Origin of the sequence: Luteibacter rhizovicinus DSM 16549 (assembly GCF_001887595.1) — a bacterium.
In the GTDB taxonomy this organism is placed as follows: Bacteria; Pseudomonadota; Gammaproteobacteria; order Xanthomonadales; family Rhodanobacteraceae; genus Luteibacter; species Luteibacter rhizovicinus.
On record NZ_CP017480.1, the window covers coordinates 2959648 to 2973518 of the forward strand.

The 13871-nt window shown below is 66.2% G+C and carries 13 protein-coding genes; all 13 read left to right on the top strand.

Going from position 1 to position 13871, the window contains the following annotated elements; genetic code table 11:
* The first annotated feature begins 111 nt into the window (after positions 1–111).
* The 13 genes from BJI69_RS13455 (at position 112) to BJI69_RS13515 (ending at position 13867) form a co-directional block, all read left to right on the top strand.
* The gene (locus tag BJI69_RS13455; RefSeq protein ID WP_046968499.1) at positions 112–1032 is read left to right on the top strand and encodes an ABC transporter ATP-binding protein; all 921 of its coding nucleotides are present in this window, start codon (positions 112–114) and stop codon (positions 1030–1032) included.
* Positions 1029–1808, top strand: a complete 780-nt coding sequence (locus BJI69_RS13460) for an ABC transporter permease (RefSeq protein WP_046968498.1) — start codon at positions 1029–1031, stop codon at positions 1806–1808. Before BJI69_RS13455 ends, BJI69_RS13460 begins: the two co-directional genes overlap by 4 nt.
* Positions 1809–1844: 36 nt before the next feature.
* Positions 1845–3032: a sensor histidine kinase gene (locus BJI69_RS13465; RefSeq protein ID WP_053057128.1), complete on the top strand. Its 1188-nt coding sequence runs from the start codon at positions 1845–1847 to the stop codon at positions 3030–3032.
* On the top strand, positions 3032–4165 hold the full coding sequence (locus BJI69_RS13470) for a sensor histidine kinase (RefSeq protein ID WP_046968496.1): 1134 nt from the start codon (positions 3032–3034) through the stop codon (positions 4163–4165). The genes BJI69_RS13465 and BJI69_RS13470 overlap by 1 nt, the downstream gene beginning before the upstream one ends.
* A complete protein-coding gene (locus BJI69_RS13475; protein ID WP_046968495.1) occupies positions 4162–4764 on the top strand; it encodes a response regulator transcription factor in 603 nt (200 codons plus the stop codon). The genes BJI69_RS13470 and BJI69_RS13475 overlap by 4 nt, the downstream gene beginning before the upstream one ends.
* 67 nt (positions 4765–4831) lie before the next feature.
* Entirely contained in the window at positions 4832–6043 is a 1212-nt protein-coding gene (locus tag BJI69_RS13480) for a DUF3142 domain-containing protein (protein WP_244465300.1), read from the top strand.
* Entirely contained in the window at positions 6040–8415 is a 2376-nt protein-coding gene (locus BJI69_RS13485) for a hypothetical protein (RefSeq protein WP_052767271.1), read from the top strand. The genes BJI69_RS13480 and BJI69_RS13485 overlap by 4 nt, the downstream gene beginning before the upstream one ends.
* A gap of 184 nt (positions 8416–8599) precedes the next feature.
* Positions 8600–9634 carry a tRNA preQ1(34) S-adenosylmethionine ribosyltransferase-isomerase QueA gene (gene queA, locus BJI69_RS13490; protein WP_046968493.1) on the top strand — a complete coding sequence of 345 codons (1035 nt, stop codon included), beginning with the start codon at positions 8600–8602 and terminating at the stop codon, positions 9632–9634.
* A 142-nt stretch (positions 9635–9776) separates the two neighbouring features.
* The gene (locus BJI69_RS13495) at positions 9777–10286 is read left to right on the top strand and encodes a hypothetical protein (protein ID WP_046968492.1); all 510 of its coding nucleotides are present in this window, start codon (positions 9777–9779) and stop codon (positions 10284–10286) included.
* A gap of 117 nt (positions 10287–10403) precedes the next feature.
* A complete protein-coding gene (locus BJI69_RS13500; protein ID WP_046968491.1) occupies positions 10404–10721 on the top strand; it encodes an STAS domain-containing protein in 318 nt (105 codons plus the stop codon).
* A 10-nt stretch (positions 10722–10731) separates the two neighbouring features.
* On the top strand, positions 10732–11094 hold the full coding sequence (locus BJI69_RS13505; RefSeq protein ID WP_046968490.1) for a response regulator: 363 nt from the start codon (positions 10732–10734) through the stop codon (positions 11092–11094).
* A gap of 53 nt (positions 11095–11147) precedes the next feature.
* Complete coding sequence (locus BJI69_RS13510) at positions 11148–13124, top strand: chemotaxis protein CheA (protein ID WP_046968489.1); 1977 nt, start codon at positions 11148–11150, stop codon at positions 13122–13124.
* A 227-nt stretch (positions 13125–13351) separates the two neighbouring features.
* Positions 13352–13867: a chemotaxis protein CheW gene (locus tag BJI69_RS13515; protein ID WP_046968488.1), complete on the top strand. Its 516-nt coding sequence runs from the start codon at positions 13352–13354 to the stop codon at positions 13865–13867.
* Positions 13868–13871: the final 4 nt, after the last annotated feature.

Consider the following 13871-nt stretch of genomic DNA (forward strand, 5'->3'; position numbering starts at 1 on the left):
GCATTTTGGCCGCGTAACCCCCGGGTGACGCTTGTCACATCCGCACAATGACGCAAGCGACTGCCGCCAAGGGGTTGCGAAGGAATATGTTGCGTCGCAAGGGAGGACACCATGATCAACGACACCTGCATTGCGCGTCTGGAACAGGTCGGCAAGCGCTACGGCGCCATCGTCGCACTGGATGGCATCGACCTGGAAATTCACCGCGGCGAGCTGCTCGCGCTGTTGGGGCCCAACGGCGCCGGCAAGAGCACCAGTATCGGCCTGCTGCTTGGCCTGCATCGGGCGGACAGCGGCAAAGTCAGCCTGTTCGGCCGCGATCCTCAGGACATCGAGGCGCGTCGGCGCATCGGGGTGATGCTGCAGTCGGCGGCCTTGCCGCCCACCCTGAAGGTGGGTGAGCTGATCAGTCTCACGGCCAGCTATTACCCGGCGCCACGATCGGTCGCCGAGTGTGCCGACCTCGCCGGCGTGGCCGATCTCCTCGGCCGTCGTTACGCCGATCTCTCCGGCGGCCAGCAGCGCCGCGTGCAGTTCGCCATGGCGTTGGCGGGGCGGCCGGAAATCCTCTTCCTCGATGAACCCACGGTAGGCATGGACATCGTCGCCCGGCAGGCGTTGTGGGCGGCGATCCGCAAGGCCGTGGCCGGGGGATGCGCCGTGGTTCTCACCACGCATTACCTCGAAGAAGCGGAAGCCCTGGCCGACCGCGTCTGCGTGATCGCCAAGGGTCGCGTCGTCTCCGAAGGCACGGTCGATGCCCTGCGTGCCCACGTCGCCGTACGTCGTATCCGCTGCGTCACCACCATCGCTGCTGAAACCGTCGCCGCATGGCCGGAGGTCGTCTCGGCCGAGCTGGTGCAGGGTCGCCTGGCCATCGCGACGGCGGAAGCCGAAACCGTGGCCCGTCGCCTGCTCGATAACGACGCCACCCTCTGTGAGCTCGAAGTGCAGCGCGCCGGGCTGGCCGAGGCCTTTACCGAGATCACCCGCGACACCGGGGCGACCGCGCTTTCCCAGGAGGCTGCATGAACACCATCGACAGCATCGCCACGCCGGTGATGACCACGGGCCGTCTGTTCAATGCCTACGTGCAGGAGGCAAAGTCGGAATGCCTGCGCTACCTGCGCAACCCGGGCTTCCTGCTGCCGACCCTGCTGTTTCCCTCGGTGTTCTACCTCATGTTCGGAATCTTCCTTGCGCACTCGAACAGCGCCGATGCGCCGCGTTACCTGCTGGCGTCGTACGGCAGCTTCGGCGTCATGGCGCCGGGACTGTTCGGCTTCGGCGTCTCGCTGGCTCTCGAACGGGACACCGGTCTGCTTACGCTGAAGCGCGCCATGCCGATGCCGCCGGGTGCGTATCTCATCGGCAAGATGTGCATGGCCATGCTGGTTGCCGCGGTCATCTCGATCATCCTGCTATGCATGGCCGTGTTCCTGGCCGGCGTATCGTTGCCGGCGTCCCGGCTCGGCATGTTCTTCGTCCTCGAGATACTCGGCGTGCTGCCTTTCTGTGCCCTCGGCTTGCTCATCGGCACGCTGGTCAAGGGGCAGGGCGCCCCCGGCGTGGTCAACCTGATCTACCTGCCGATGGCCTTCCTGTCCGGCCTGTGGTTTCCGCTGTCCGTGATGCCGTCCTTCATACAGTCGATCGCGCCGCTCTGGCCGGCGTACCACCTGGACCAGATCGCCTTGTCGGTCGTGGGACTCGGCCAGGGGAGCGTGCTGGGTCACGTGCTCGTGCTGGTCGGCTTCACGGCCGCCTTCCTGCTCATCGCCGCACGCCGCCTGCGTCGCTACGGTTGAAGTAGCATGAACGCACGCCTTTCTTCGGATATCCGCATGGCACGTTCCTGGCTTCAGCCGACACCGGATTCGCTATGGAGCCGCTTCGAAGGAAAGCCGCGGCTCCGTGTGGCGAGCCTGTTCCACCTGGTGTGGACGGTCTATGTCTTCGGCGACCTGGTCTTTGCCGACACGCTGAAGCCGCATTGGTGGCTGGCGACGCTGATCGCCTTTCCGCTCTTCCTGGCGCTCTACGCGCTCAGCTACATCCAGCCCGTGCGTCGGGCATCGTGGTTCGCCGTCGTCGTTGTCGTGCTGGCCTGCGCATTGATGGGCATCAATGCGAGCGGTGGTGGCTGCCTGATGATCTATGCCTGCGCGATGATGGGGTTCGAGGGCTCCGCGAAGCGATCCTACGCCGGCATGGCCTTCGTCATCGGTACGTTCGCCCTGGCCGGCACCTTCATTTACGACTGGCCCTTGAGCATCCTGGCGACGATCAGTTTCATCGCCGTGTCCGTGGGTTCGATCAACGTGATCTACCGCGTCAACGCGCAGCGCGATGCCGAGCTGAAACTCTCCCACGACGAGGTGCGCCGGCTCGCCGCGATGGCCGAGCGTGAACGCATCGGCCGTGATCTCCACGACCTGCTCGGCCACACGCTGTCGCTGATCACGCTAAAGCTCGAACTTTCGCGGCGCCTGATCGATCGCGACGCCGACGCCGCACGTCGTGAAATGGAAGAGGCCGAAGCCGTCGCTCGCCACGCCCTTGCCGAAGTGCGCTCCGCCGTCACCGGGATTCGCGCCACCGGTCTCGCGGGCGAGCTTGCTTCCGCACGCTTGCTGCTCAATGCGTCCATGGTGAAGTTCGACTACGTGAGCGATGTGCCCGAGCTGCCCGAGCGCATGGAGGCCGGCCTTGCGCTCATCCTGCGTGAGGCGGTGACGAACATTCATCGCCATGCGCGGGCGTCCTTCGCGGAAGCGCGCGTCGAGGTCAAAGGCGCCGAGCTGACCCTGTGCATCGCCGATAACGGAACCGGTGGTGTCAGCGGGGAGGGTAACGGCATCTGCGGCATGCGCGAGCGTATACGTGCCCTGGGTGGCACGCTGGCTTTTGAATCGGAGCGCGGCAAGGGCACGCGCGTACGCATCGTCGTGCCGCTGACCGCCGCCGATCGGCGCCTCGCACCCACCACGGCGCCCGGCGCGCTCGATCTCGAGCCACGGCCGATCTCGTGATGCGACTGCCGTCCGCCACCCCGGATTCGCTGCTTGGCAGCCTGCGCTCGCCGACGTACCTACGCTGGCAGGCCGGCTTGCAGGTGTTCTGGCTGATCGCGCTGATCCAGGGGCCGCTTGCGCTACGCGGATTTGCCTGGGACTGGTTCGCACCGACCCTGCTCTCGATCGTCGTCTACCTGGTCAGCTACCTGGGCGTGTACATCGCGCCGCTGCGGCGCCTGCCGTTCCACGCGGCATGCATCATCGTGATGGGTTTCATCCTTTGGCCGGTGAATCCGCTGTCACTGGGATACGTGATCATCGGCGTGACACTGCTCGCGTATGCGCCGACAGCGCGCTACTGGCTCGTGGGCGTGGGACTCGCCACCCTGGCCACGTTCGTCTGGGTGATGGCCTTCCGCGTGCCGGTGATCCATCTGGCCATCGTCTTCGGCGCGGGCCTCGCCGCCGGCTTCAGCAACTACCTCTATGTGCGTGGCGCACGCCGCGATGCCGAGCTGCGGCTCTCGCAAGGTGAAGTGCGCCGGCTGGCGACGCTGGCCGAGCGCGAACGCATCGGCCGCGATCTTCACGACCTGCTCGGCCACACACTGTCCTTGATCACGCTGAAGTCCGAACTCGCCAAGCGCCTCGCGCTGGTGGACGCCGCGCGTGCCCAGCAGGAAATGGAAGAAGTCGAGCGCGTCGCCCGCCATACGCTGGCCGAAGTGCGCAGTGCCGTGACCGGCATGCGTGCGGGCGATCTCGGTAGCGAACTGGTCTCGGCGCGGGTCATGCTCGAAGCGTCAGGCATCGCGCTGGACGTCGTCATGCCCGAACGGCTGGCCTTGCCCGAGCCCACGGAAGCCGCGCTTTCGCTGGTGCTGCGCGAAGCGGTTACCAACATTCACCGACACTCGCGCGCCACCGAAGCCCGCGTGGTCATCACCCGTAACGGACAGGATTTTTCGATGCGCATCACGGATAACGGTTGTGGCGGACTCGCCGCGCACGGCAATGGGGTTTCCGGCATGCGCGAGCGTGTGCGGCAGGTGGGTGGCCGCCTGGCCATCGAGTCACCGGTGAAGCAGGGCACGGTGCTGGAGATCGGCGTGGCGCTGCCGCAAAGTCTGCAAGGGAGCCTGGCATGATCCGCGTCTTTCTCGCCGAGGACCAGGCGATGGTCCGGGGGGCCTTATCGGCCCTGTTGAGTCTGGAGTCCGATATCGAAGTGCTCGGCTCGGCGGCCGACGGTGAAAGCGCGTGGCGCGAACTGCAGCGGCTCAAGCCGGATGTACTGGTCACCGACATCGAGATGCCCGGTCTCACCGGTCTGGAAATCGCCCAGCGTATCCATCGGCACGAGCTGCCGATGAAGGTGATCATCGTGACGACGTTCGCCCGGCCAGGCTTTCTCCGTCGCGCGCTGGATGCGGGCGTGAGCGGCTATCTGCTCAAGGACGCACCGGCCGAGAATCTCGCCGAGGCGCTGCGCATGGTCCATCGTGGCGGGCGCGCCATCGATCCGCAGCTGGCGCTCGAGGCCTGGTCCGAAGCGGACCCCCTGAACGATCGTGAGCGGCAGGTGTTGCGTCTGGCCGGGGAGGGGCATTCGGCCAGCGATATCGGTACGCAGCTGAATCTCTCGCATGGCACGGTGCGTAATTACCTGTCCGAGGCGATCGGCAAGCTGGGCGCCGCGAACCGCATCGAAGCCTTCCGGCTGGCCCGGCAGAAAGGTTGGCTCTGACCGCTACAATGCGCCGGTAGCGCGCCGCTTCCGGCGCGTGCTGGGGAACGCCATCAGGATGGCCCACGTGTTGCGGACTCTCTCGATCGTCATGATCGCGACGATGTTTGTCGCCGCGTGCGGTCGTGCGCCTGCGCCGCTGAGTCACGATGCCTATGTCTGGCAGCGACAGTGGACACCGGCGTTGCGTGAGGCCCTGGTCAGCTCCGCGGACCTCGTCCGCGACTGGCGCGTCCTCGTTGCGCAGGCCGATCGCGACGGACAATTTCATGTCTTTGCCCCGGATACGCAGACACTGGCTCGCAGTGGCCGGCCTGTCGTGTTGGTCGTCCGCATAGACGGGCGGCTTGCGGCTTTCGATGCGCAGGCGCTGGCCGCGCGCATCGCGACACTCGCGACCGGATGGCCCGCCGGCCGCGTCGCTGGCCTCGAGATCGATTACGACTGTCCCACGGCGCGGCTGCCTGCTTATGCCGCCTTCCTGGCAGCGCTGCGCCCCCGGTTGGGGGCGATACCGCTCTCGATCACGGCCTTGCCGACGTGGATCGGCTCGTCCGATCTCGATGCGCTGCTGGCACTGCCGGACGAGTCCGTTCTCCAGGTCCATGCCGTACAGGCGCCACAAGCGGGCTTGTTCGATCCGGCCGTGGCCGATCGCTGGGTGGATGAGTTCGCAACGCATACGCGCAAGCCTTTCCGTGTTGCCCTGCCGACCTACGGTTCCCGCGTGAGCTGGAACGACGACGGGAGCCTGCTTGCCGTCGAAAGCGAGCAAGCCGCGCTGGCCGCTGGCGCGACCTCGGCGGAACTGTACGCGGCACCCGATACGCTGCTCGCCTTCGTGAAACACCTTGCCAACGACCGGCCTCGCGGTCTCATCGGGGTGGTGTGGTTTCGTCTGCCGACGGCGGACGACTCGCGCGCGTGGAGCCTCGCCACCTGGCGCGGCGTCGTCGCGGGTCACCTCGATAGTCGCCCCCTGATGGTGACCTTGCAGCCAGGTTCGTCTGCCGACGCTCCCTTCGATGTGATGGTCGACAACGCCAGCGAGTCCGATGCGGCCCCGCCGGCGCGCGTTGCCTTGCCCGCATCCTGCGATGTGGCCGATGGCATCGACGGATACCGCCTGCAGCGTCGCGACGCGTCGCTCGAACTCATCGCCGCGAACGCGCGCCCGATGCCTGCCCATACACGCCGATCGATCGGTTGGGTTCGCTGCAAGGCGGGCACGCCGCTCACTCTTTTACCGATACCCGCACAAGGAACGCCCGTTTCATGATGAAGCAGAAGACGCTCGCGATCGGCTTCGCGGTCGCCGTAGTCGGCGCCGTGGCATGGGCTTGCGGCCCCGATTTTCCGACGCAGATGCTGGACGATCGTGCGGCCACGCTGAAGGCGGTGCCACAAAACACCTTCGCCTTCGAAGCCCAGCACCTGTTGCCTGCCAGCGATGGTCTGGTGGCGGTCGAGACGGGACGCTATGGCGAGGCATCGAAGACAAAACCCGACCTTACGCCCGAGCAGATCGAGCGGGTCAAGACGTTGCACGCCTCCGAGACGGGCGCGGAGGCGTTCGAGAAGGGTGGCGACCTTCCGGCGGACGTGCGCGCCTACGTGGCCGGCGCCGTGGACTGGGGTCGCGCGACGCAGGATTGCCCGGACACGCCCGACAGCTCCTACGGCGAAGCGTTGAGCAAGCCGCCGTGCGCCGTGTTCGACGCCGATGCCCTCGACAAGGCACAGGCAAGCTTCGAGCAGGTGCTTGCCATGCCCGCGGATCAGTCGGTTCTCCGCGGCGCCTGGGCCGCCTATATGCTCGGCGAAGTACACGCCTTGCGGGCCGCGCAGGCGGCAGCCACGCCGGCCTTCGCGACACACCGCGATGCAGCGGCAAAGGCCTTTCAGCAGGTGCGCGCCCGCGTGCTTGCCGGCGCGTCCGACGCGCAGGGACTGGCCGTGGCGAGCTTCGGTGAAGAGGCGCGGCTGAGCCTGTATGCCGACGGCAAACCCTGCGTCTGGGTGGATCTCTACAACGGCGAGGATTGCGCGTCCTCGCTTTCGCCGACGGATCTGAAACATGCCATCGCGCTTTATGCCGCGCAGGCGGGGCATGGCTCGGGCAACGCCGTGCAGTCACTGGCATCGATCGCCAGCACGGTGCTGACCAACCCGGACCAGCTCGATGCGCTGATCGATGGACCCGTGTCGCAGCGACTTCTGGTTACGTATGCGCTGAGCTGGGTGTCGCCGCAGACCACGGACGGCCAGCCGCAGCCGGTGCTGACGGCCCTGGTCGATGCGATCCAGAAGCATGGTGCGGACAAGGTCAGCGCGGCGGATCGCCTTGCCTCGCTCGCCTACGAACTCGGTCGCTACGACGAGGCGGAGAAGCTGGTCGCCAAGGCCGACGGCCCCCTGGCCAGTTGGGTGCGCGCCAAGCTGGCCTTGCGCAAGGGTGACCGCGAAGCCGCTGCGCGCGCGTACGCCGATGCCGCCAAGGCTTTTCCTCGCGTCGACGATCCCAAGGCGTCCCTGGAGACCGACAGTGTGCATCGGCTGATGGGCGAACGCGGCGTGCTGGCGCTGGCGCGCGGCGAGTACGTCGAAGCGATGACACACATGTATGAGGCCTCGATGGCCGTTGGCGGTGACGGCAACGTCTATGACGGTGAACTGGAAGAGTCGGGTGCCGGCTACGGCAACGACATGAATTACGTCGCCGAGCGTGTGCTGACGGTCGACGAGCTGAAGACGTTCATCGACGCCCGGGCACCCGCCTCACCGGCACCTGCAGCAAAGCCGGACAAGGATCATCCGGCCGAACCGCTCTCGCTCAACGATCGCCTGCGCTGGCTCCTGGCCCGACGCCTGATGCGTGCCGGCCGCTTCGATGACGCCGAGGCCTATTTCGCGCAGGGCGTGGATGCCCGCTTCGGCGACGTGGATCTGCGCGCCAAGGCGAAGGCATACGCGGCCGATGTCCATGACGGCGACCACGCGTGGACCGATATCGGCAAGGCCGAAGCACGCTACGCGGCCGCCAGGATCGCGCGCGAGAACGGTATGGAACTGTTCGGCTTCGAGCAGGGGCCGGATTACGGCGACAACGGCGGCGGCTACCAGGGCGGCAGCGGACAGAGCGCGGAAACGCTCAAGGGAGACCTGGTCACGGCCGGCGAACACCAGCGCTTCAATGACAGCGCCGCCCAGCCCGACCGTCGCTTCCACTACCGCTACCTTGCCGCCGACCGGGCCGTCTCGGCGGCCGACCTGCTGCCCCCACGTTCGCAGGCCTTCGCCGCCAGCCTGTGCATGGCCACCCACTGGATGCTCGAAGGCCCGCCGGACTACAACGAAGCCAGCGACGGCGACGCCACCAAGCCACCCAATGAACGCCAGCGCCGCGCCCAGGCGTACTACGCCCGTTACGTGAAGCAGGGGCCGTACGTCGAGTGGGCGGAAAGCTTCGGCTGGAACTGTGAAGAGCCGGACTTCGCCAGCGCCCGCAAGCTACAGCGCGCCCAGCAGGTAAAGGCGGCAAAGCACGTGATCCGCAAGTACCTCCCCGTGGAAATCGCGGTGCTCGTCCTGGCAGTGGCTGGTGTTATTTACCTGCTGATCCGTAGGCGCCGGCGCGCTGTTGCTCGGTAGGAGCCGATTCATCGGCGATCCCGCGGCAGCGGGCCAGTCCGAGGTAGGAGCCGATTCATCGGCGATCCCGCGGCAGCGGGCAAGGGTGTCGCAAGCACCCGGTTCGCCGATGAATCGGCTCCTACCAAGCCAGCCCCAGCCGAATGGGCGATAATCTCCCACCCGCCGCCCGAAACCCCCTCTCGTGAAGAAATCCGACTTCGACTTCGACCTGCCGCCTGACCTGATCGCCCAGGCCCCCCTGGCCCGGCGCTCCGGGAGCCGGCTGCTGGTGGTCGACGTCGGCGCACACACGAAGAAGGACCGGAAGTTCTACGAGCTCCCGGAAATGCTCCAGCCGGGCGACCTGCTGATCTTCAACGACACCCGGGTTCTCCCCGCGCGCCTTTATGGCCGCAAGGACACCGGCGGCGAGGTCGAGATCCTGATCGAGCGGGTCACCGGCCCGCACGAGGCGCGCGCCCAGCTCGGCGTAAGCAAGAAGCCGAAAGAGGGCGGCCGGATCGAACTGGCCGACGGCAGCATGATCACCGTGCTCGGTCGCGAGGGCGAATTCTTCCTGTTGCGTTTCGAAAGCGAGGAGCCGCTCGAGCGTCTCCTGTCGCGCCTGGGCGAAATGCCCCTGCCGCCGTACATCGAGCGCGGTGCCGAGGAAGCCGACAACGAGCGCTACCAGACTGTCTTCGCCCGCGAGCCCGGTGCCGTCGCCGCGCCGACGGCAGGCCTTCATTTCGACGAAGAACTGCTGGCCAAGCTGCGCGCGCGCGGTGTCGAGATGGGCTACGTCACCTTGCATGTCGGCGCAGGGACGTTCCAGCCGATGCGTGCCGAAGATGTTCGCGACCACGTGATGCATCGCGAGTGGCTCAATGTCGGCGCCGGCCTCGTGGAGAAGATCCGCGAAACGCGTGCGGCCGGCGGTCGGGTGGTCGCGGTTGGCACCACCGTCGTCCGCGCGCTGGAAAGCGCGACGGTCGAAGGCGTGCTGCGGCCGTTCGCTGGCGAGACTCAGATTTTCATCTTCCCTGGCTACAAGATCACCAGCGTCGATGCGCTGATCACCAACTTCCACCTGCCACAGTCGACCTTGCTGATGCTGGTCTCGGCGCTGGCCGGTAAGGAGGCGATCCTGGAGTCGTACCGTTACGCCGTGCTGCAGCGTTACCGCTTTTTCTCCTACGGTGACGCGATGTTGATCGTGCCTTCCAAGACGTCGTGACATAGGCGGGTTTTCGGCACGCCCTCGCTATCTGCCTGACACCCATGCAGAGCACGTCTCCCACCTACAACCTAGGTCGGGTTGCCGTCTGCCTTCGGATGATCGACGCTGTCTTCGCTCCCATCATCAAGGACGACACACGATGAGCATCGAAGATCAGGAAAGGATCGATTTTACGGGCGGTGACCTGCACGGATGGACTCTGGATGAGTACCCGCGCGCCACGGTAGTCCAGGAAGGGGAAAGCAGCTTCCTTCGTAGCGACAACCCCCTCTACTACAACGGGATGGTTCTCAGCAAAAGCGTTCCCGGCCTCACGGTAGGGGGCTATTACGAGTTCAGTGTCGCTCTCCGCACGCATGGGCAGAAGGGGATGGGTCTTCAGGTCATCCTGGATGACGGGCACTCGGGAGTGCACAGCGCTCTGGATATCGATCTGGCACATGCTCAGGTAACGCCGGGAAGGTGGCAGCAACTGAAGGGCTACATCTTCAAGCGCAACACGACGGTGACCGATGACGTCCTTATCAATGCCTACGGTATCTTCAAGCTCGACATGGATGATGTCAGGCTGTCGTTAACGCCCGTCGACGCGAGAAAGGTGAGCTTCGACACGTTGACCGTTCCCTCCCGGTCCATGCTCAGGCGCTGACATCCTCGGACCATCATCGAGTGGGCAGCACCCCCTAAAGCTTTCCCCTCCAAGGCCGATAAGACCATCGAACGAACCCCCGGGCGACACGCGCCCGGGGCCGAACCGGTACGGACGATGGCGAAGAAATCCTCCAAAGACGCAACGTTGGCGCCCCTGGCGCTCGACGCGGACCTGCGTATTGCCGCGGCCCCGGCCTTGCGCGATACCCTGCTCAAGGCGCTTGCCGCCGGCGACGCCGTCGAACTCGACGGTACGGCGGTGGCCCAGGTGGATACGGCGGCCCTGCAGCTGCTCGCGGCGTTTTCCCGAGATGCGCGTGCGGCCGGGCTTTCCGTGACCTGGACCGGCGCCAGCGACAGCCTGCAGCGCGGCGTGGCCGTGCTCGGCCTTAACTCATTGATTGAACTGCCGGCTCGCGCCGGCGTGAACTGAAGGTGCTTCGATGGCTAAGATTCTTGCGGTAGACGACTCGGCTTCCATGCGCAGCATGGTGGCCTTCACCCTTCGCGGCGCCGGTCACGATGTCGAAGAGGCCGATAACGGCCAGGCGGCACTCGATTCGGCAGCTGTCCACAAGTTCGACCTGATCCTGGCCGACGTGAACATGCCTGTGATGGACGGCATCACGATGGTTCGCGAGATCCGCACCCGTGCGGACTACCGCGGTATCCCCATCCTCATGCTCACCACCGAGTCGAACCCGGAAAAGAAGATGGAAGGCAAGGCGGCCGGTGCGACCGGCTGGCTGGTCAAGCCGTTCGATCCGGACCAGCTCCTGGCGACGGTCAACCGCGTCCTCGGCTGATCCCAGCCGCGTCTGTTTTCACTTTAGTGTTCCGGTAATTCCAGGGTCTCCCCATGTCCAAAGTCGATCTGGCGCAATTCCACAAGGCGTTTTACGAGGAGAGCCTCGATGGTCTCGACGCCATGGAGCAGGCCCTGCTCGCCCTGGACGAGGGCGCCGAGGACCCGGAACTGATCAACGTGGTGTTCCGCGCCGCCCACTCGATCAAGGGCGGTGCGGCCACCTTCGGTTTCACCGATGTCGCTGCGTTCACCCACGTCGCCGAGAACCTGATGGACGAGGTCCGCAGCGGCCGCCGTCCGATGGCGAAGGCCGTGGTGGAACTGCTGCTGCGCTCGGGCGACACCGTGCGCGACATGCTTTCCCTGTCGATGACCGGCCAGCCGGCCGCCACGGCGGAAAGCCAGGCCCTGCTGGCCGAGCTGTCGGCGATGGTGTCCGGCCATGCGGTCGCTCCGGTGGCCGTCGCGAAGGCTGCCGCACCCACCGAGGCGATCGAAGGCTGGGACATCGCCTTCCGTCCCTTCGACTACCTGCTGAAGTCCGGTAACGATCCGGCCCGCATGTTCCGCGAACTCGAGGCCCTCGGCCCGCTCGCGGTCACCTGCGATGCCAGCAAACTTCCCGCGCTGGCCGAGATGGACGCCGAGTCGTCCTACCTCGGCTGGACGCTCCGCCTCGATGCCGGGGCCAAGCGTGCGGCGGTCGAAGGCGTGTTCGACTGGGTCGATGGCGACTGCGACCTGACCGTGACGCCGCGCATCGCCGCGCCCGCACCGGTGGCCGAGGTTGTGGCCGCTGCGCCGGCGGCTGCTGCGCCGCGGGCCGTGCGCGATCCCGCTGCCAACAGCGAGTCGAGCTCGGTCCGTGTCGGCATCGAAAAGATCGACACCCTGATCAATCTCGTCGGCGAGCTCGTCATCACCCAGTCGATGCTCAGCCAGTTCAACGACGGCGTGGACGCGTCGCAGCTGGAAATGCTGCGCCACGGCCTGGCCCAGCTCGGTCGCCATACGCGCGAGCTGCAGGAAAGCGTCATGAGCATCCGCATGCTGCCGATCAGCACGGTGTTCAATCGCTTCCCGCGTCTGGTCCGCGACCTGGCACAGAAACTCGACAAGAAGGTCGTGCTCGACATGCGTGGCGAGACCACCGAGCTGGACAAGACCGTGCTCGAGAAGATCGGCGATCCGCTGGTCCATCTGGTCCGCAACGCCATCGATCATGGCCTGGAAATGCCGGACAAGCGTCTCGCCGCAGGCAAGGGCGATACCGGCACGCTTCGTCTGGAAGCCTTCCATCGCGGCGGCAGCATCGTCGTCGAAGTCGCCGACAACGGCGCGGGTCTCAATCGCGACGCCATCGTGGCCAAGGCCATCCAGCGCGGCATCATCGCCACGGGCGAGGGCATGTCCGACGAGGCCGTGGCCGATCTCATCTTCGAAGCCGGCTTCTCCACCGCCGCCGCGACGACCGACCTTTCCGGTCGCGGCGTGGGCATGGACGTGGTCCGTCGCAACGTCATGGATCTGGGCGGCACGGTTGCCATCCGCAGCGTGCAGGGCAGTGGCACCACCTTCACCATCACCTTGCCGCTGACGCTGGCGATCATCGACGGCCTCACGGCTGCAGTGGGTGAGGAAATCTACATCGTGCCGCTCGTGTCCATCATCGAGTCGGTGCAGGTCAAGCCGGACACCGTTCGCAGCGTGGCCGGCGGCGGCGAGCTGTTCCGCTTCCGCGACAACTGGCTGCCGATCGTGCGCCTGTTCGACGTGTTCGGCTGCGCCGGGCAGCGCCGTGCGGTGGACGAGGGCATCGTCATCGTCGTGGAAGGCGAGGGCACTCGCATCGGCCTGTTCGTCGACGAACTGATCGGCCAGCAGCAGGCGGTCGTGAAGTCGCTCGAAGCCAACTACCGCCGCGTCACCGGCATCTCCGGTGCGACCATCCTGGCCGACGGCTCGGTGGCGCTCATCGCCGACGTGACCGGCCTGGTCCGCATGCAGGCGCGCCGCAAAGCCGCCTGATCGGCTCTGAGTGGGAGCCGCTTCAGCGGCGATTCCCCGCAGGCCAATGCCTGGGAGGGTGCGGCTGGCACCCTTTCGCCGATGAATCGGCTCCCAGAGGAACCGGCCATCCCGGTCGTCAGAAACGACCCACAGCCTGCAGATTTCCCCTCAAGAACCCACCGCGACGGCCGATACCCCAAGAGAAGGGGTCCCGAACCGCCGAACCGATCCGCCGTGGGAACGACATGAACCAGCAAGCCAGCTCCGCCTCCGCCCTGCCTGAAGAGGCCGCGCAGTACCTCACCGTGAACCTCGGTAACGAGGAGTACGGCGTCGATATCCTCGCCGTCCGCGAGATCCGCGGCTGGACGCCGGTCACTCGCATTCCCCAGGCCCCCGACTACGTGCTCGGCGTGCTCAACCTGCGCGGCGCCATCGTGCCGGTGCTCGACCTGCGCCTGCGCTTCGGTCTGGCACGCGAGGAATACACGGCCACCACCGTCACGGTCATCGTGATGGTCAACGGCCGCCAGTTCGGCGTCGTAGTCGATGCCGTCTCCGACGTGGTCGAGGTCGCCCCGGGCGACGTTCGTCCGGTGCCCGACATGGGCACCACCGTCGACACCGAATACCTGAAGGGACTCACCTCCGTCGCCGAGCGCATGGTTCTGCTGCTCGACGTGGATCGCCTGTTACAGCCGCAGGATGCGCAGATGCTGGAGGCCGCGTTGGCTTCCACGGATGTCAAAGCCGTCGCCTGATACC